The organism is Streptomyces sp. NPDC001137 (assembly GCF_040298885.1).
Lineage (GTDB): Bacteria > Actinomycetota > Actinomycetes > Streptomycetales > Streptomycetaceae > Streptomyces.
The window spans coordinates 155,513-172,078 of the sequence record NZ_JBEPBA010000019.1 but is presented as its reverse complement, the minus strand read 5'-3'; the positions used below and the strand labels follow the sequence as shown (position 1 = coordinate 172,078).

Genomic DNA, 16,566 nt, shown 5'->3' with positions numbered 1-16,566 from the left:
GACGGCCCGAGCCCAGGTCCACCGGGACGCGCCAAGGTCGATCGATCCGATCAGCGGCGTCAAGCAGGAGGCAGGATGCACGCACAGGCTCCCCAGGGGACCGGACTCGTCTCTCGGTCGGCCGAGCTGGCCGAGCTGGCCCGTCGCAGAGCCCCGGACGCTCACGAACAGCGCCGGCTGACCCCCGACGTGGTGGCGCGGATGCTGGAGACCGGGTTCGCCCGGCACTTCGTGCCGGCCGCGCAGGGTGGTACCGAGGGCACGTTCGAGGAGTTCAGCGACGCGATCGTCACCGTGGCCGAGGGCTGCGCGGCCACCGCCTGGTGTGCCTCGGTCGCGTCGAGTCTGGCCCGGATGGCCGCCTTCCTCCCGCAGGAGGCGCATGCGGAGATCTGGCGCGACGGACCCGACACCTTCGTGGTCGGCTCTCTGTCCCCGCTCGGTCGGGCCAGGCCCGTCCAGGGCGGCTGGCGGGTGACCGGCTCCTGGGCATACATCAGCGGCGTCGACCACTCCGACTGGGCCGTGGTGTGCGCCGTCGTACCGAGGGAGGGCGACACCCAGGAAGGGCCCCCGCCGGCACGGCTGTTCGCGCTGCCGCGCTCGGAGTACGCGGTCAAGGACACCTGGACCGGATCCGGCATGCGCGGAACCGGCAGCAACACGCTGATCGTCGACGAGGTGTTCGTGCCCGAGGCGCGCAGCGTGGAACGGCAGCGGCTCTTCGACGGGCAGCCGCTCGCCTCGTCGGCCGACTGCCACACCGTGCCGATCCAGGCGGTCAACGGGCTGTCGTGCGCGCCCGCCGCCGTCGGCGCCGCCCGGGCCGCGCTCGGGCTGTGGACCGGCGCCACCGCTGAGCGGCTGGCGCGCGGCGGCGGCCGCCCAGGGGTACCGGGCCCTGCCCGGAGCACCTACGAGGCGGTCCTGACGCGGAGCGCCGGCGAGATCGACGCCGCCGTACTGCTGCTGAACCGGACCGCCCGGACCGCGGACCGGGGCGCGCGGGTCACCCCCGAGGAACTGGCCCGCAACATGCGCGACCACTCGATGTCGACCGAGTTGGTGCTGAACGCGGTCAACCGGATGTTCTCCACCGCCGGGACCTCCGCGCACAGCACCGACAGCCTGCTGCAGCAGATCTGGTGCGACGTCAACTCCATGGCCACGCACATCGCCCTGGCCTTCGATCCGGCTGCGACGCTGTTCTCGTCGTATGCCTTCGCCCGCTGACCGGCGCCACTTCGGCCCGTACGCGTGCGTACGGGCCGACGCCGTGCGTGGACTTCGAGCAGGGCCGGTTCAGTCCGAGCGGGAGGGCGGGAACCGGCCATCCTCCCCAGCGGCTCGGGGGCGGCTATCAGGGGGTCGGGATCGCTTCCCAGCCTGCGGCAGAGGGCTTGCGCAGGGCTCGAGGATGGCTGGATGCAGTGGTTCGAGCTGCTCTCCAGGACCTTTCGAGCCACGGCGCGAAGACTGCGGCGCAGCACGCGGGAAAGGCCCGTACCCGAGTCGAGGAGTGAACGGCATGCTGGACGCGGATACCTTCCGCAAGGTCTTCGGCACGTTTCCGACCCCTGTCGCGATCGTCACCGCGCTCGACGAGGACGGCGGTCCGCGGGGCTTCACCTGTAACGCCTTCTCCGCGGTGTCCGCGGCGCCGCCGCTGCTCCTCGTATGTGTGGGCAAGGGGTCCAGGACGCTGCCCGCCATGCTGTCCACCGGGGTGTTCGCGGTGAACTTCGTCGCCCACCGGGGCCGGGACACGGCCCGGCTCTTCGCCGGGAAGGCCGCGCGCAAGTTCGACGAGGTCGCCTGGCGCGGCGGGCTGTCGGGCGTTCCGGTGCTCACCGAGGCCGCGGTGGCCTACGCTGGCTGCACGCTCGTGCAGGCCGTGGAGGCGGGCGACCATCTGCTGATGATCGGGCGGGTCGAGGAGAGCGAGGTCTTCCCCCGGCCGGCGGCCCTCTACCAGCAGGGCGAGTTCGGGATGTGGGAGCCGGGCCCCCGGCTGGCCGTCCAGCGGCACTGACCGGTACCCGGCAGCCGTGCCCCCCCGCGGCGGCACACGCTCGAGGCGGACTCGAGCCGACCGGGACATCGTGATCGCGTCAATACGGTGGACCCCACACGGAGGCCGATCATGAGCGCGGTTGTCAGCAGCGATCTCTACTTCCAAGTGCAGCACTTCTACGCCCGGCAGATGCAGGCACTGGACAACGGGCGGCTGGAGGAGCACGCCCACACGTTCACCAAGGACGGCAGCTTCGCGCTCGTCCCGGGCAAGGAGCCCGCGGTCGGTCCGGACGCCATCCTCGAGGAACTGCGCTCGTTCGTGAGGCAGTTCGAGAACAACCCCACGCAACTGCGCCACCACTTCAACCAGATCCTGCTCGACCCGCAGGACGACGGCACCGTCGTCTCCACCGTCTACGCCCTGATCGTGCAGGTACGGCCCGACCAGCAGCCGGAGATCATGGTGAGCGTCGTCCTCCACGACGTCATCGATGTGACGGGCGACCGGTTCCTGCTGCGCTCCCGCTCCGTCAGCTACGACCAGATGGCCTGATCCGGCTGTCCGCACGGCGTCCTGGGCCCGGGCGACGCCTTGGCCCAGGACGCCCGCGCCAGCGCTATGCGGCGTGCGCGTACGGAGTGGAGGAGGGGACTTCCAGGTCGTCCTCATTGGCCAGGATGGCCTGGTGCAGGCGCTGCAACCGGGGTGAGGGCTCGACGCCGAGTTCCTCGATGAGGGCCTGGCGCAGCGCCTGGAAGGCCTCGAGGGCGCGCCAGGGGTGACCGGCCCGGTAGAGGGCGGTCATCAGCTGGGCGGTCAGGGTCTCGTGCAGGGGCTGCCGGCTGACCAGCATGCGCAGCTCGCCGATGATCTCGGCGTGCCGGCCGAGCCTGAGGTCGGCGTCGAGGCGCATCTCCAGCGCCCAGGCGCGCTCCTCCTGCATGCCGATGACCTCGGTGGAGAGGACTTCCCCGACCGGGACGTCGGCGAGGGCCGGGCCGCGCCACAGGTCCAGGGACCGGGCCAGCAGCCCGGTGGCCGTCGCCGGGTCGTTCCCGGCGAGGGCCCGGCCGCCCAGGCGGACCAGCCGCTGGAACTCCAGGAGGTCGAAGGAGAACTCCGCCGGATCGAGATCCAGCCGGTAGCCGCCATAACAAGTCGTCAGGACCTCCTTGGCGGTGCGGCCGGTTTCCTCCACTCCCGTCTCGGTCAGTTTCCGACGCAGTTGCAGGATGTAGGTCTGGAGCGTGGTGGAGGCGCTGCGCGGAATTGCGTCGCCCCACACCTCGGCCATCAGTGTTTCCACTTGTACGACGCGTCCTGCCCGGATCGCGAGCAGAGACAGGATCTGTCGGGGTTTTCCAGCGGTCGGCACAATGGACATGTTGTGGATGCGTGCTTCGAGCGGTCCGAGAACTCCCAATTCCATTGGTCGAGCATCGCAGCATGATTGCGTGTGCAACCAGTGATGCCGGCACGAGTGGGTGTGAAGATCTCATACGCCCTGCGTCGGAGCATCAGAGGTGCAGGCAGGGGCACCCCCGGCTGCCTGATCCAGCCACATACCGACCGGGTTCCCCGTTTCCCGTCGGCGTCCGGCGGTCAGCTGGTAACGTCGTTATCAGGTCCACGGCCGCACAAAGGGGTTCGGCGACGCGAAAACGCGGTTACGAACAACCAGGGGGAAACCGTTGGCTTTCATGGGAATGATCGGCCCGTTAACGGGCCGTTACGATTTCGTCAGAAATTCAACGGCCGGGGTACCTGAATCTCCGGTCCGCATTGATCCGACGGTCCGGCTGGCTCTCGCGCGGCCCAGGTGGACCGGCGTTCTGATCACCGCTCTGCCGCAGACCGTGCTGACGGCACTCGCCGTGGCCCTGGGCCTGACGCCGGACGGCGACCGGCAAAGGGTGATGACCGCCGTGGCGATGGCATGGCTGTGCTGCCTGCCGGTGGTGGTCGTACGGCGGCTGGGCCACTGCCTGATGGTGATCGCCCTGATGACCGCCGCCCTCGGCTTCGTCCTGGACCCCGGTGGACTCGCCTATGTCGCCTTCTGCGCGGGTACCGCCGCCGTGGCCGCGCACTGCCTGCACCGGCTGAGGGCGACCCTCGACGCCTGCCGCTCCCATGTGTACGGCGAACGCCGGCGCGCCGCCCAGCAGCACCGCCGGCTGCAGCGCGATCTGCACGACCTGCTCGGCTACAGCCTCTCCGCGATCGTCGTACAGGCCGAACTGGTCCGGCACCGTCTCGCCGGAGAGCACACCGAGGGGCAGGCCGAGGCCGTGGAGCTGATCTCGCTCTCCCGCCGGGCCCTCGCCGAGGCGCGCTCCCTGGCGGCCGGCCCGCAGCAGCTCTCGCTCACCCGTGAACTCGCCTCCGTCCAGCGGGTCCTGAGGACCGCGGGTCTGGACATCGATGTCGACGTCGATGCTCCGGCGGCGTACGACCGGGAGGTGGAGGCCGCGCTGGCCGCCGTGCTGCGTGAGGGGACCACCAACATCCTGCGCCACAGCCACGCCCGTGCGTGCCGGATCACCATGGGCAGACACGGGAACCGGACGGTCCTGGTGCTGTCCAACGACGGCTTCGAACCCTCCGGCGGCGAGGAGTCGGGCACCGGTCTCGAAAGCCTGTCCGAGCGGGTGGAGGCGGTCGGGGGCACGCTGACGTGGTCGCACGACAAGGGCTGGTTCAGGCTGCGCGCGGTGTGCCCGGCGGCATCGGGCAGGGTGGCTCCCTCGGCTACAGCCAGCCGGCCTGATCCGCGATCCGCACGGCGTCCAGTCGATTGCGCGCGTTCAGCCTCGTCACCGCGGAGGTGAGGTAGTTGCGCACGGTACCCACGGAGAGGTTCATGCGCTGAGCGATCTCGACGGGCTCGGCGCCGCTCGCCGCATGTCTCAGGACGTCCGTCTCGCGCGCCGTCAGCGGGCTGACATCGCTCTCCCATGACGCCAGCGCCAGCTCCGAGGCGATCACCCGGCCTCCCTGGGCTATCTTCCGTATGGCGTTCGCCAGTTCACGCGGCGGCTGGTCCTTCAGCAGGAAGCCGCTGACCTGGGCGGCCAGGGCGCGTTGGAGTATGCCGGGGCGCCCGAGAGCGGTCAGCACCAGGGTGCGGCACTCGGGAAGCCGTCTGCGCAGTGCCGCCGCGGCGGACAGACCGTCGACACCCGGCAGGTCGACGTCGATGACTGCCACATCGGGTCGGCACTCCAGCGCCTTGGGCACGATGGCGTCCCCGCGGTCGACCTCCGCGACCACCGTCAGGTCGGGCTCCGCCTCCAGCAGGACGACCAGAGCCCCCCGCACCATGTGCATGTCCTCGGCCAGCATGACTCGAATCACTGAGCCTTCCCCCGCTTCCCGTTCCCCGAATACGGTCGGCTACGAGGCGATCATACATAGTCAATTCAAGTTACACGCTTGGCCGAAATGCACTGTTCCGGCACCCGGTCGGCCGAATCTCCATTATCAGGCGGAGAGTTTTTGCTAAGTGATTGAATTTCGAGCTAATGGAGGCGCTCAGGGAGCGGGGACCCAGCGGACGGGGAGTCGCCGCGGACCCCGGATGAGCAGGCCCGAACGCCAGGCCAGGGTCTCGGGGGGTGCGTCCAGGGACAGGGTGGGGCATCGGGCCAGGAGTTCGGTGACGGCCGTGGCGGTCTGGAGCCGGGCCAGGGGGGCGCCCAGGCAGTAGTGGATGCCGTGGCCGAAGGCGAGGTGACCGCCTGTCGCGCGGCGGATGTCGAAGCGGTCCGGCTCGGGGAAGCGCGCGGGGTCACGATCGGCGTCGACCAGCGCGATCAGTACCAGTTCACCCCCTCCGGGGACCCACACGCCGGCGATCTCCACGGGCTCGGTGGTGAAGCGGTACGTGGTGGTCTCGACCGGGCTGTCATAGCGGAGCATCTCCTCGACGGCGTTGTCGACGAGGGTGAAGTCAGCCCGCAGCGCGGCGAGTTGGTCCGGGTGACGGAGCAGCGCGAGGACACCAGAGGCGATGAGGTTGACGGTGGTCTCGAAACCGGTGACCAGCAGCAGCCAGGCCATGCCGATGAGTTCGTCCGGGGAGAGCCGGTCGCCGTCCTCCTCGGTGGTACGGATCAGGGCGCTCATCAGATCGTCGTGGGGCCGGGCGCGTTTCTCGTCCACCATGCCGACGAGGTACTGCGTCATCGCGGCCGTGGCGGACGTCCTTATGTGCCGGTCCGGGCTGCTCAGCGCCTGTTCGGCCCACGCCCGGAAGGCGGCGCGGTCGAGGAAGGGCACACCGAGGAGTTCACAGATGATGCCCATGGCCAGCGGGAAGGACAGGGCTTCGACCAGGTCCGCCCGTCCGTCGGGCCGGGCGAGCATGGTGTCGAGGAGTTCGCCGGTCAGGGCCCGCACTCTCGGGGCGAGGGACTCGATACGGCGCGGCGTGAACTCCCTGGCCACCAGCTTGCGCAGCCGGGTGTGGTCCGGCGGGTCGGAGCTGAGCAGGTTCTCGCCGGCGGAGAGCCGGGCCAGGGGCAGGTCGGGTGACGCGTGCCTCCAGGACTTGGACAGCGTGGGGTCGGTGAGGGCGGACCGGCACGCCTCGTGGCCGACCACGAGCCAGGCCTCGGCGCCCTCCGGCACCCGTATACGGTGCACCGGTCCCTGGGCGCGGAGTCCGGCGTACACCGGATGCGGGTCTCTGAAGAATTCCTCGCCGAGCGTCGCGAAGTCTGCCGCGATGTCCGTTTCCATGGTGGCCGGCTTCCCTTTGTCAATGGATGGTTGATGAAAGTGCTTACTGAGCAGGTGTGGCCGATTTCTCTAATACGTCCCCGGCCACCGCGATGGCATTGAGCGTCCGCGGAAATCCGGCGTGGGCCGCCACATGCATCAGCGTTTCCACGACCTGTGCCGGGCTCAGCAGCGGTGCTCAGGCCGTGCCGATCGCGATGACGTTGCCCTCGCTGATGTATCCGTCCGGATCGCGCAGCGGGTGGGCCGGGTGGTCGGGGTCCAGGAACGGGGCCCAGTCCCCGGGGATGTCCAGGCTCGTCGCCTGCCGGGCGAAGCGCGCGCACGCGTTGCCGTAGAAGCGCAGGGCGGCCGGGGACAGCGGCGCGTGGTGCTCCATGAGGATCGTGCGCTGCCGCACCGACGTCAGCCCGGCCGCGCGCAGCCGGCGGTACAGGTCGCGTCCTCTCAGCAACTGCCGGGCGTACCCGTTGGACTCGGCGGACGCGCGGAAGAAGTCGGTGATCAGGAACGGGTCCGCCGGGCGTACGGTGCTCAGGGTGCCGTCCACGTCCTTGACGGCGACCAGGCCCCCGGGTCTGGTGACCCGGCGCAGTTCGGCGAGCGCCCGCGCCAGCTGCCCGTCGTCCAGGTACTGCGTGGTGTTCGCGCACCAGACGGCGTCGAACGTGCCGTCCGCGTAGGGCAGTTCGAGGACGCTGCCCTGCCGTACCTCAAGAGGCGCACGGGCGGGGTGCCCCCGCATCCGCTCGGCGGCGCGTTCCGCGCTCTCCGCGGCCAGGTCGAGGGCCGAGATGCCGCCCTGCGGGCCGACGAGTTCCGCGATCCGGGGCAGGAAGGCTCCGCTGCCGCAGCCCGCGTCCAGCACCTGCCAGCCGGGCTGGATGCCCAGGTCGTCCAGCGCGTCCTCGTAGTAGGCGGCACAGGCCTCGAAGTGCGGGTCCACGATCTCCTCGTGGGTGAAGGCCAGTCCGGTGGAGGTCGTGTATCCCCAGTCTGTGTGGGCCGTCCTCAGCATGCGGACGCCCCCTCCGCCGGCACCCCGGCACTCCCGGCCTTCTCCGCTCGCGTGAGCAGGTCCGTGAGGATCTCCACGGTCGTCTCCGGCGCCTCCAGCGGGGCGAGGTGGCCCACCTCGGGAAGGGTGACGAGCCGGCCCCGGGGCAGTGCGGCCGACGTCTCGCGGGCCTCGGCGAGGGTGACGAGTTCGTCCTCCTCACCGATGACGACGACGGCGGGTACGTCGGTGGCGTGCAGGACGGCCGTGGCGTCCGCCCGTGCCGCGATGGCCCGTTGCGCCCAGGCGATGGAGTGCGGCCGGGCCGCCCGGGCCACATCCGTCACCTCCGCCAGAAGCCGGCGCCGCCCGGCCCGCGTGGTGGCACCCAGCAGGGACGGCGTGGTCTCGGCCACCACCCGGTCGCGCAGGGAGTCGTCCAGGATCAGGTCGGCGAACCGCAGGCGCGCTCCGGCCGCCTGCGGCGTGTCCGCCGTGGCCCGGGCGGCCAGCAGGGCCAGGGCGCGGACCCGCCCGGGGTGGCGGCGCAGGAAGGAGAGCGCCACATAGCCGCCCATCGAGCAGCCGGCGAGGGCGACGGAGTCGATGCCCCGCCGGTCGAGTTCCCGGGCCAGGTCGTCGGCCACGAGATCGAGCGAGGGCGGCTCGTCGGGCAGCGGCATGGTGCCGAAGCCCCGCTGGTCCAGGGCGATGACATGGTGGTCGCGGGCGCGCAGGCGCCGGGCCGTCTCGTCCCACATGGACGCGTCGAGGGGCAGGGCGTGCAGGAGGACGAGCGGGAGAGGGCCGGTGTCCGTACGTCCCGCGGCCTGCGCGCCGGGCCGGACGGCGCTCACCGCCGCGCCGCCCGTTCCGCGGCGGCGACGAACTCCCCGACGTGCTCCGGCAGTTCGCTGCCCCGTAGCCAGGCCAGGGCCACCGGGGAGGGCGGCAGGTCGTGTACCGGGACGACCCTGATGTCGGACGGCAGGACCGCGTCCAGGGACTGGAACGACACATGCATCGCGTCGGTGGTCCGAAGCCGCTCCACCAGGGCGGTGAGAGTCGTCATCGAGTGCACACGGCGGATGGTGCGGCCCTGCGGGGTCCGTGGTGGCACCACCAGGTCCCAGACCTTGGCCGGGAAGTCGCCGGGGCACCGGTAGCCGTCGTAGTCGGCGACCTCCTCGACCGAGACCGTGTCACGGCCGGCCAGCGGGTGGCGGGCACCGACGAGAACGGCCCGCCCGTCGAAGGCGACGGGTCCGCTGACGACGATGTCCGGCTCGAACGGGTCGTACTTGACGATCATGATGTCGAGGTGTCCGGCGCGCAGCGGCGCGAACGGCTCGGTGACCTCGTAGGGGACGTACTCCACCGACGAGCGCGGATGGCCGGCGGCGGCCACGACGCGGGACGCGAGGTGGGCCGAGCCATGGATGCCCAGACGGATGGTGCGCGGTGCGGGGTCGGTGCGGGGGGTGGGCAACTCAGACCTCCGTGGTCAGTCCGGCGTATGCCTGGAGCTGGTCCGGGCGGTGGACATCGCTGTCGACGCGGAGCATGGCGAACCGCGCGCCCAGGCCCGTCAGCCGGGGCACGAACCGCAGCGTCAGGCGGTCCCCGGGGCGGATCAGCCCGTCCATGACGGCCTCGGCGAGCAGGTGGTTGATGTGCACGAGTGCGTGGGCGACGGTCACCTTGGCGGTGGCGATGTACAGGTCGCGGTGGGCCGCGGGGCCGCAGCGCGCGGTGCCGGGCACCGTGACGGCGGCCGGGGGCCGCGCGGTCAGCTCGTCCGGAGCCTCGAGGGCCTTGAGCAGCCGGCGCAGGGGGGCCGTCGCCGCGCCGGGTGCCGGCCCGGCCCAGGCCGTCGATCCGTCGTCGGCGACGTGGTCGAAGGTGAACCGCTCCCGGAGGTTGGCCGGGCGGCCCGCCAGGTAGACGGTGCGGGTGAAGGAGCGCCGCCAGGCATCCCGTTCCCCGGGGGTCAGGGCGAGGGCGAAGGCGCAGGTCTCGCGCACCCACCGGGGCAGATCGAGGCGGCCGACCACGACCACGGCCAGCACCTCGCTCTCGACGGCGCGCGCGGTGTGGAATCCGGCCCTGAGGGCCCCCAGGGCCTGGGCGCTGGACAGGTCGACACGGTCCGCGAGCTCCGGGCGGGCCGTCCGTATGCGGTCCACGGCCACCTTGAGCAGGGCGGCCGAGGACAGGGGATGGGGCGGGGGCGGCGCGAGGGCGGCGCCGGCCGTGGGGTCGAGGGAACTGGTCACAGGTACACCGCCGACAGGAGTCCGGGATCGGGAGCGGGCCGTCTGCTGCCCAGCAGGGAGCAGGTGAGCCGGTAGGGATCGACATAGGTGTGGCCCCGCCGGTGCCGTTCGAGCGTGCCGGGCAGATCGCCCGCTCCGCTCGCGGCGGCTTTGGAGCGGTTCAGGAGCCGGGCGGCCACGGTCAGGCAGTTGCGCAGCAGATCGTGGCGGAACGACTCGTGCTGGCCGGGGCCGAGGGTCGCGATGAAGTACAGGCGCATGCCGAGCCGTACGGCCTCCGCGTCCTCGCACGTCTCGGCCGCGGCTTGCAGCAGCACGGAGGCCGTGTGGCCACGCCAGCCGCCGTGCCGGGCGGAGGCGATCCTGCCGTCGATGGGCACCCGGCCGATCGGCACGCGGCGCACCGCCGGCCCGAACCTGGTCAGGACGCGGTTCAGCAACTGGTAGTCCGCGTCGAGTTCACGGTCGTAGAGCAGGACGACCTCGTCGTACCAGGGGGCGAGCGGCAGCAGCTCGCGCAGGGCGCAGGCGAGGTAGTTGGGGCGGCCGTCCGCGGTGACGATCCGGCGCAGGGGCATGCCGTAGCGGGTGAGGTCCAGATAGACGGGGCCGCCACAGTTGCGCTGGTCGAGGACGAGTCCCGCGGCGGAGAGCCGTTCGGTCATCTCCTCCAGGCCGAGGCCGGGCGGCTGGTGCTCCCTGAGGCCGGGATCGTGCATGCCCAGACGCTCGTAGTGCCCGGCCCACAGCCGCAGCATCCGCTCGCTCGCGGGATGCACCCAGCCGCTGTGCTCGACCGCGTCCCGGTAGGGCTGCAGGGCCTCGGCGCTCTGGGGCTGCTGGGCGGACCGGTAGCGGACGTAGAGGTCGCCGATGTCCTCTTCGGAGAGCTGGGTGCAGTCGGTGTCGCCGTGGGCGCGGTCGAGGTACTCCCAGAAGCCGACCGTCTGCTCGGTGACGTGGTAGGTGGTGTGGCTGTAGCGGTAGGTGACCTCGGCGAGCGGCGCGGTGGCCCGGAACATCACGTCCGTCCACAGCAGGCCCTTGAGATGGCTGGGGGTCAGCGGCTTGGTCGGGGTGATCGTGACCGGTGCCAGCAGGACGTTCTTGCGCGGCGGCATCGTCATCCTCCTTCCTGGGCGGCGATGGCGTGCCGGAGTTCGGCGTGGGTCGGGGGCCGGGGTCCGGACGGCGCGGGCGGTGCGGGGGCCTCGGCCACGGCCCGTACGCGGGCCAGGAAATCCTCGTCGGCGAAGATCTCCGCGGGGGTGCTCAGGCTCGTCTGGACGCGGACGACACCCCGCCATACGACGGGATCGGTGGCGGCGGCCGTCAGCGCGGCCGCCCACAGGCGCCGGGGCACGGCCGGCGCCGGGTGGCCGGTCCTGGCGGGCACGGGCGCGCCGGTCGCGGACCGCCAGCGTTCGATGCGCGACCAGGAGTCGTGCACGGCCTGGTCGTACCAGGGGCGCAGCAGCTCCTCGGCCAGGTCGGCGGCGGCCCGGCTCAACTCCCCCTCCGCCACCGGATGTTCGCGGATCACGTCGGCGAGCAGGAAGGCGTGCGCGAGCGCCAGGGACATGCCGCGGCCGAACATCGGGTCGGTGACACACGCGGCGTCCCCCGTGTGCAGGAGCCCCGTGACCGGGCGCCGTCGGCCGGTCGCGGTGGACCGCAGGATGTTCGGGGGCATGCCGATGACCCGTACCGGGCCGAGCGGCTCCACGACGTCCTCGTCGACCCAGGCGGCCAGGTGGGGGGAGAGCCGGCAGGCGGCGGTGAAGGCGCCGGGCGTGCGCAGGGCCGTCGTCGCCCGGTCGCCGGGCAGGGTGCCCAGGGTGATGGCGAAGACGTCGTTGTCCGCCGGGTGCAGCACGGCGGAGTAGTGGTCCCAGATGCCGCCGGCCGCGTTGCCCCGGTTGAGCGGCCCCGGCCGGGGGCCGCCGGGGTCGCGCAGTCGGTAGAAGCGGCCGAAGGCACGCAACTGGCTGGGCCCGGTCAGGTCGTCCGGCACCTCGACGCCCGCCGCGGTGAGCCAGGAGCGGGACGCGGACCTGCGCCCGGACGCGTCCACGACCACGTCGGCGGGGATCCGCTCACCGTCGGCCGTCACGACTCCCCTCACCCGGTGTCCCGATGGCCCGGACGCCTCCAGCAGCAGTCCGGCCACGGTGGTGCGGTGGCTGACGGTCACCTCGGGCAGCGCCTCGGCGGCCCGGTGCAGTACGAGGTCGAGGACGGGACGGCGGCAGACCAGCGTGACCAGGTCGTCGTCGCCGGGGGCGGCCGGCCCCGCGGGGGCCGCGGTGGTGAGATCCAGCAGCCGGGCGCCCTCCGCCAGGACCGCGTCGAGGACCTCCGGTGCGTGGTGACGGAGCATCCGCACGCCGAGCGCGTTGAGGATGTGGTCGTGCAGTGCCTGCGGAACCGTGGGCCGCCGCCACAGTTCCGCGCTCTTCGCGGCCGGCCCGTCCGGCGGCGGCTCACCGCGTTCCAGCACCCGCACCCGGTGTCCGCGCCCGCCGAGCGCCAGGGCCAGGGCCAGGCCGGCGGGGCCGCCGCCCACGATCACGGTGGTCGCCATGGTCAGCGACGCCTGCCGTGCACGAAGAACACCCGCCGTACGTTCTTCACCTCACGCGGCGGCACCGGGTCGGGCCACCGTCCGTAGTCGGCGTCCGGCTCACCGGGCTGGGCGGCGCGGACGTCGAACCCGTACCGCTCGAACAGGGCCTCCGGCTCGTCGGTGCCGAACACCCAGGGGCAGCCCCAGCCGGCGAACACGTCCAGCAGCCCGCGCATGTGGGGCAGGGTCAGCGCGGCCCGGTTGACGATGTCGGCGGCGATCCGGCTGCCGGGCGCGGAGATCGCGGCGACCCGCTCCAGCACGCGGTGCGCGTCGGCCTCGGGGATGTAGTACAGCAGCCCCTCCAGCAGCCAGGTCGAGGGGACGGCCGGGTCGTAGCCGGCCGCGAGGAGACGGTTCTCCCAGTCGTCGTCGGTGAGGTCGACGGCGACCGTGCGGTGGTCCACCCGGGGCCGGGCGCCGCGCAGCCGCTCGGCCTTGAAGGCGAGCACCGCCTCCCGGTCCACCTCGAAGTAGCGGATGCGGTCGGGCCAGCCGAGGCGGTAGGCACGCGAGTCCATGCCGGCCGGGGCCAGCACGATCTGGGTCGTCTCCGGGTCCCGGGCGGCCTGTTGCAGCAGGTCGTCGAAGAACCGGGTGCGGATGGCGTTGTAGTCGGGGGTGCTGGGCAGGGACCGCGGCCGGTCGGGCGGGAAGGTCGCGGCCCGGATCTCGGCCAGCAGTCCCGGCCCGGTGTCCGCGGCCAGCCGGTCGGCGTACGGGTCCTCGTACAGCCGGTCCTCGCGACGGGTCTCGGCGGCGCGCAGGGCGGCGGTGAGCAGGGCGGTGCGTTCGACGGGATCGAGCACGGGCATGGGGGGCTCCTCGTCGGGGGAGGGGAGGGGCGGACGTCCGGCGCGTGGGGGTGCGTTCGGCAGGCTGGACAGGGGTCAGCTGCCCGGTGTGCCGGTCAGGCGCCGCCAGAGGGTGTCGTCCTGCCGGAAAAGGCGGTCCTTGACCTGGGTCGGGCGGATGCCCGTGCCGACCGTCTCGTGCCAGTCACGGGCGAACGCCTCGCCGTCCAGCAGGCACACGGTGGGCGCCCCGAGCCGGCCGGCCGCCCGGGCCCGGGCGTACCCGTCGGACTCCACCGCCAGGGACCGGTCCAGCGCGAGGGCGCAACGGCCGGTCTCGTCCTCGGTCCAAGCGGTGAGGGGAGCGAGGGCGAACACGTAGTGGCTGGTGCCGTCCGCGTTCGGTTCGACCCGGCACGCGGCGTTGCGCAGGGCGAGTCCGCCGGAGTCCAGGGCGGCGCGCAGGGCCCGGACGACCTGGGCGTCGCGCAGCCGCTCCCCGGCCGCGTCGGACCTGCCGCCCCGGCCCGCGTACTCCACCCGCGGCACTCCTGACGTGTGGTCCACGACCCGGACGACGTCGCCGACGGCGTACCGGTACAGCCCGCCGACATGGCTGAAGACGACGTGGTAGTCCTGGCCGGCCTCCAGTTCGTGCGGCAGCAGGGTGGCGGAGTCGGGTACGAGATCCTCCTCGGCCGGCACGAACTCGTACACGGAGGCCGACGCGACGAGACTGCCCGCCGAGGCGTGCCGGTCCAGCGCCACGCCCACCGGCCCCTCCGAGGCGGCCACCGGCGCGGGCAGCGCGGTGACATTGACGCCGAACTCCTCACGCAGCGCGGGCAGATACAGCGAGGCCACACCGGTCGTCCAGCAGAACAGGGCACGGATGCGCGGCCACACATGGGCGGGGCGCACGGTCCCGAAGTACTCGGCCAGCCGCTCCAGTTCGGCTGCGCGGCCGGGGTCCGGTGCTCCGTGGGGCAGACCGCCGAGCGTGCCGTCGCGCACCTCCTTCACGATCCGCGGCCACCACAGGTTCAGCTGGTGGGGGACGGCGGCGATCATGGCGGGGTTGATGCCGATCAGGCAGCGCACATCGCTCTGCACGGCCAGCCGGAGCCGCAGATACATCCGCTCCAGGTGGTCGCCGGGCTCGGTGGGTACGGGAAGCGTCGCCCAGGGTGCGCCCGTGCCGGGTTCGGCGGAGAGGGGTTCGCCGAAGCGGGCTCCGAAGTCGACCTGGCTGGCGCCCACGTGCGGGCGGCCGTCGGCGGTGGTGGGCGGGGCGGACACCGGGTCGTGCTTGAGGTTGAGGACCGCGTCGGGCCGCTCCAGCAGTTCGGGGAAGTGCTCGGTCAGCGGGGCCCACGCCGCGAAGTAGAACGGCATGAAGGTGGTGCTCATGAAGCGCCGGGTGACGGGCACCTTCTTGTGCGTTCCGGTGCTGCCGCTGCTGGTGAAGTAGACCTCGGGGGCGTCGGCCGACAGCAGGTTGCGCTCTCCGGCGGCCGTCCGCTCGATCAGGGGGGCGTGAGCGGCGTAGTCCTGGACCGGGACGGCCCGGCGGAACTCGTCGACGGTGCGGATACGGCCGAAGCCGTGCCGCCGGCCGAACTCGGTGCCGGCGTTGAAGTCCAGCAGGTCGGCCAGCACGCGCTGCTGGGTGCCCCGCAGGTCGGCGTGCTCGGCGGCCAGCCGCTCGCGCGCGGCGAGAACGCGCGCCCGGTAGCGGCCGGGGTGGCCCGCGGAGTGCCAGACGGAGGGGGCGGAGGGGGCGGGGGCGGTCATGCGGTGAGCACCTCCCGTACGGCGTCGGCGGCGCGGCCGGCGTCGGGCTGCTCCGGCAGCACGGTCACCGGGAGGTCCCTGACCTCCTCCAGCAGGAGCTTCCGCAGGTTCTTCTGGTAGGTCTCGAAGCCCGCCCAATCGGCGCTGTCGCCGTCGTACTCCAGGGCGTTGAGCTGCGTCCCGTCTCCGCGGCGGCGCCAGGCGGACGCGGGCGAGACATCGAGGAAGAGCACCCGGTCCGGCTGTGGGAAGGAGCGCCACCAGGAGTAGATCCGGCTGTCCTGGACGCCGGCCAGCCGGCACTTCGCCAGGATCTTGTAGTAGTACGAGTCCACGAGAACCGGCACCCCGGGCTCCCCCGCGTGCAGCTGGTCCCTGAGGTGGATCACGGCCGTCTGCAGCACGCCGGCAAGGAGGTCGACCGAGTAGGCGGCGCCGAGGCCCGGCAGCAGATGGTCCTCGAGGTCGCGTCGCAGCCGGGTGATCAGTTCGTGTTCGGGGGCGACGAACGCGCTGTCGACCGACACCAGCCGCCACTCGGGCAGCATGCGGGAAAGGCGGCCCATGACCGAGGACTTGCCGGCTCCGTCGGCTCCCAGCAGCACGGAGAACGGACGCCCGCCCGTCATGTCCGTACGCTCTTCGCGTGCTGGGCCAGCCGCGCGCGCAGCTCGGCGTCGTCCCCGACCACCACGGGATGTCCCACGAGGTGCAGCATCGGCAGGTCGGACAGGTGGTCGCCGTAGGCGTAGCAGTCCTGCGGGTCGACATCGGGCCGCGAGGCCAGGAACCCCTCGACCGCGGCGCGTTTGCCCTCGCCGATGACGGGGGTCTCGACCTCGCCGGTGTAGCGGCCTTCGGCGATCACCGGGCGGGTGCACAGGATCGCGTCGGCCCCCACCTCGCGCGCCAGGGGCTCCAGCACCGGCGGGAACGAACCGGAGACCAGGACGAGGCCCGCGCCGGCCGCCCGGTGGCCGGCCAGGGCCCGGCGGGTGGATTCGATGTAGAAACCCCGGGTGGACACGCTGCGTTCGGCGAACCAGTCGTCCGCCAGATCGCTGATCGTCTTCACGGACTCGTCCGTGTAGTGGCTGTAATAGAAGCGGTTGATGTCCTCGCGGGGGACTCCGTCGGCGGCCTTGCGGCGGGTCACGGCCATGATCCGCTCGTACTTCTCCTCGCCGGCCGTGCCGTGCCGGCGCACCAGCTGGTAGTGGAGGAAGTCGAACATGCTCTTGACGGTGATCAGTGTCTCGTCCACATCGCTGAAGACCAGGTAGGGACGATCCGTTGCTGGCATGTACTGGGCTCCTTGT

The 16,566-nt window shown here is 72.1% G+C and carries 17 protein-coding genes; 4 read left to right on the top strand and 13 right to left on the bottom strand.

Annotation, left to right across the window (positions count from 1 at the left end; all coding sequences use genetic code 11):
• Positions 1-75: 75 nt before the first annotated feature.
• The 3 genes from ABT254_RS32035 (at position 76) to ABT254_RS32025 (ending at position 2,569) form a co-directional block, all read left to right on the top strand.
• Positions 76-1,233, top strand: coding sequence for an acyl-CoA dehydrogenase family protein (locus ABT254_RS32035; RefSeq protein ID WP_351477685.1), 1,158 nt, complete (start codon positions 76-78; stop codon positions 1,231-1,233).
• Between the two features lie 295 nt (positions 1,234-1,528).
• On the top strand, positions 1,529-2,032 hold the full coding sequence (locus tag ABT254_RS32030) for a flavin reductase family protein (protein ID WP_351477682.1): 504 nt from the start codon (positions 1,529-1,531) through the stop codon (positions 2,030-2,032).
• A 111-nt stretch (positions 2,033-2,143) separates the two neighbouring features.
• The gene (locus ABT254_RS32025) at positions 2,144-2,569 is read left to right on the top strand and encodes a nuclear transport factor 2 family protein (protein ID WP_351477679.1); all 426 of its coding nucleotides are present in this window, start codon (positions 2,144-2,146) and stop codon (positions 2,567-2,569) included.
• A gap of 64 nt (positions 2,570-2,633) precedes the next feature.
• On the opposite strand, the gene ABT254_RS32020 is transcribed toward ABT254_RS32025, so the two are convergent.
• On the bottom strand, positions 2,634-3,401 hold the full coding sequence (locus ABT254_RS32020) for an AfsR/SARP family transcriptional regulator (RefSeq protein ID WP_351477676.1): 768 nt from the start codon (positions 3,399-3,401) through the stop codon (positions 2,634-2,636).
• Positions 3,402-3,873: 472 nt separating this feature from the next.
• On the opposite strand from ABT254_RS32020, the gene ABT254_RS32015 reads away from it, so the two are divergent.
• Positions 3,874-4,848 carry a sensor histidine kinase gene (locus ABT254_RS32015; protein ID WP_351477673.1) on the top strand — a complete coding sequence of 325 codons (975 nt, stop codon included), beginning with the start codon at positions 3,874-3,876 and terminating at the stop codon, positions 4,846-4,848.
• Here ABT254_RS32015 and ABT254_RS32010 read toward each other — a convergent pair.
• The 12 genes from ABT254_RS32010 to ABT254_RS31955 all read right to left on the bottom strand — a co-directional run bounded on the left by ABT254_RS32010 (position 4,769) and on the right by ABT254_RS31955 (position 16,550).
• Complete coding sequence (locus ABT254_RS32010) at positions 4,769-5,374, bottom strand: response regulator transcription factor (RefSeq protein ID WP_351477670.1); 606 nt, start codon at positions 5,372-5,374, stop codon at positions 4,769-4,771. The two genes, ABT254_RS32015 and ABT254_RS32010, sit on opposite strands and share 80 nt — an antisense overlap.
• A gap of 177 nt (positions 5,375-5,551) precedes the next feature.
• On the bottom strand, positions 5,552-6,760 hold the full coding sequence (locus ABT254_RS32005; RefSeq protein ID WP_351477668.1) for a cytochrome P450 family protein: 1,209 nt from the start codon (positions 6,758-6,760) through the stop codon (positions 5,552-5,554).
• A 178-nt stretch (positions 6,761-6,938) separates the two neighbouring features.
• Positions 6,939-7,778 (bottom strand): methyltransferase domain-containing protein, encoded by an 840-nt coding sequence (locus ABT254_RS32000; RefSeq protein ID WP_351477665.1) that lies wholly within the window; start codon positions 7,776-7,778, stop codon positions 6,939-6,941.
• On the bottom strand, positions 7,772-8,614 hold the full coding sequence (locus ABT254_RS31995) for an alpha/beta fold hydrolase (RefSeq protein ID WP_351477662.1): 843 nt from the start codon (positions 8,612-8,614) through the stop codon (positions 7,772-7,774). Before ABT254_RS31995 ends, ABT254_RS32000 begins: the two co-directional genes overlap by 7 nt.
• Positions 8,611-9,246, bottom strand: a complete 636-nt coding sequence (locus ABT254_RS31990; RefSeq protein WP_351477659.1) for a LysR substrate-binding domain-containing protein — start codon at positions 9,244-9,246, stop codon at positions 8,611-8,613. The genes ABT254_RS31995 and ABT254_RS31990 overlap by 4 nt, the downstream gene beginning before the upstream one ends.
• Position 9,247: 1 nt before the next feature.
• Positions 9,248-10,033 carry a DUF6182 family protein gene (locus ABT254_RS31985; RefSeq protein ID WP_351477656.1) on the bottom strand — a complete coding sequence of 262 codons (786 nt, stop codon included), beginning with the start codon at positions 10,031-10,033 and terminating at the stop codon, positions 9,248-9,250.
• Positions 10,030-11,160: a hypothetical protein gene (locus tag ABT254_RS31980; RefSeq protein WP_351477653.1), complete on the bottom strand. Its 1,131-nt coding sequence runs from the start codon at positions 11,158-11,160 to the stop codon at positions 10,030-10,032. The genes ABT254_RS31985 and ABT254_RS31980 overlap by 4 nt, the downstream gene beginning before the upstream one ends.
• Positions 11,157-12,617: an FAD-dependent monooxygenase gene (locus tag ABT254_RS31975; protein WP_351477650.1), complete on the bottom strand. Its 1,461-nt coding sequence runs from the start codon at positions 12,615-12,617 to the stop codon at positions 11,157-11,159. Before ABT254_RS31975 ends, ABT254_RS31980 begins: the two co-directional genes overlap by 4 nt.
• A 2-nt stretch (positions 12,618-12,619) precedes the next feature.
• Positions 12,620-13,474 carry a class I SAM-dependent methyltransferase gene (locus tag ABT254_RS31970; protein ID WP_351477647.1) on the bottom strand — a complete coding sequence of 285 codons (855 nt, stop codon included), beginning with the start codon at positions 13,472-13,474 and terminating at the stop codon, positions 12,620-12,622.
• 75 nt (positions 13,475-13,549) lie between these two features.
• Positions 13,550-15,247 carry a GH3 auxin-responsive promoter family protein gene (locus ABT254_RS31965; RefSeq protein ID WP_351477644.1) on the bottom strand — a complete coding sequence of 566 codons (1,698 nt, stop codon included), beginning with the start codon at positions 15,245-15,247 and terminating at the stop codon, positions 13,550-13,552.
• The gene (locus tag ABT254_RS31960; protein WP_351477641.1) at positions 15,244-15,876 is read right to left on the bottom strand and encodes a nucleoside/nucleotide kinase family protein; all 633 of its coding nucleotides are present in this window, start codon (positions 15,874-15,876) and stop codon (positions 15,244-15,246) included. Before ABT254_RS31960 ends, ABT254_RS31965 begins: the two co-directional genes overlap by 4 nt.
• Positions 15,873-16,550: an HAD family hydrolase gene (locus ABT254_RS31955; protein ID WP_351477638.1), complete on the bottom strand. Its 678-nt coding sequence runs from the start codon at positions 16,548-16,550 to the stop codon at positions 15,873-15,875. The genes ABT254_RS31960 and ABT254_RS31955 overlap by 4 nt, the downstream gene beginning before the upstream one ends.
• Positions 16,551-16,566: the final 16 nt, after the last annotated feature.

Excerpts from the sequence above, each read along its gene's own strand:
- ABT254_RS31970 (WP_351477647.1), bottom strand. The coding sequence starts at position 13,474 with ATGCCCGTGCTCGATCCCGTCGAACGCACCGCCCTGCTCACCGCCGCC.
- ABT254_RS31960 (WP_351477641.1), bottom strand. The coding sequence starts at position 15,876 with ATGACGGGCGGGCGTCCGTTCTCCGTGCTGCTGGGAGCCGACGGAGCC.
- ABT254_RS31975 (WP_351477650.1), bottom strand. The coding sequence starts at position 12,617 with ATGGCGACCACCGTGATCGTGGGCGGCGGCCCCGCCGGCCTGGCCCTG.
- ABT254_RS31965 (WP_351477644.1), bottom strand. The coding sequence starts at position 15,247 with ATGACCGCCCCCGCCCCCTCCGCCCCCTCCGTCTGGCACTCCGCGGGC.
- ABT254_RS32020 (WP_351477676.1), bottom strand. The coding sequence starts at position 3,401 with ATGTCCATTGTGCCGACCGCTGGAAAACCCCGACAGATCCTGTCTCTG.
- ABT254_RS32025 (WP_351477679.1), top strand. The coding sequence starts at position 2,144 with ATGAGCGCGGTTGTCAGCAGCGATCTCTACTTCCAAGTGCAGCACTTC.
- ABT254_RS32035 (WP_351477685.1), top strand. The coding sequence starts at position 76 with ATGCACGCACAGGCTCCCCAGGGGACCGGACTCGTCTCTCGGTCGGCC.
- ABT254_RS32000 (WP_351477665.1), bottom strand. The coding sequence starts at position 7,778 with ATGCTGAGGACGGCCCACACAGACTGGGGATACACGACCTCCACCGGA.
- ABT254_RS31955 (WP_351477638.1), bottom strand. The coding sequence starts at position 16,550 with ATGCCAGCAACGGATCGTCCCTACCTGGTCTTCAGCGATGTGGACGAG.
- ABT254_RS32030 (WP_351477682.1), top strand. The coding sequence starts at position 1,529 with ATGCTGGACGCGGATACCTTCCGCAAGGTCTTCGGCACGTTTCCGACC.
- ABT254_RS32005 (WP_351477668.1), bottom strand. The coding sequence starts at position 6,760 with ATGGAAACGGACATCGCGGCAGACTTCGCGACGCTCGGCGAGGAATTC.
- ABT254_RS31980 (WP_351477653.1), bottom strand. The coding sequence starts at position 11,160 with ATGACGATGCCGCCGCGCAAGAACGTCCTGCTGGCACCGGTCACGATC.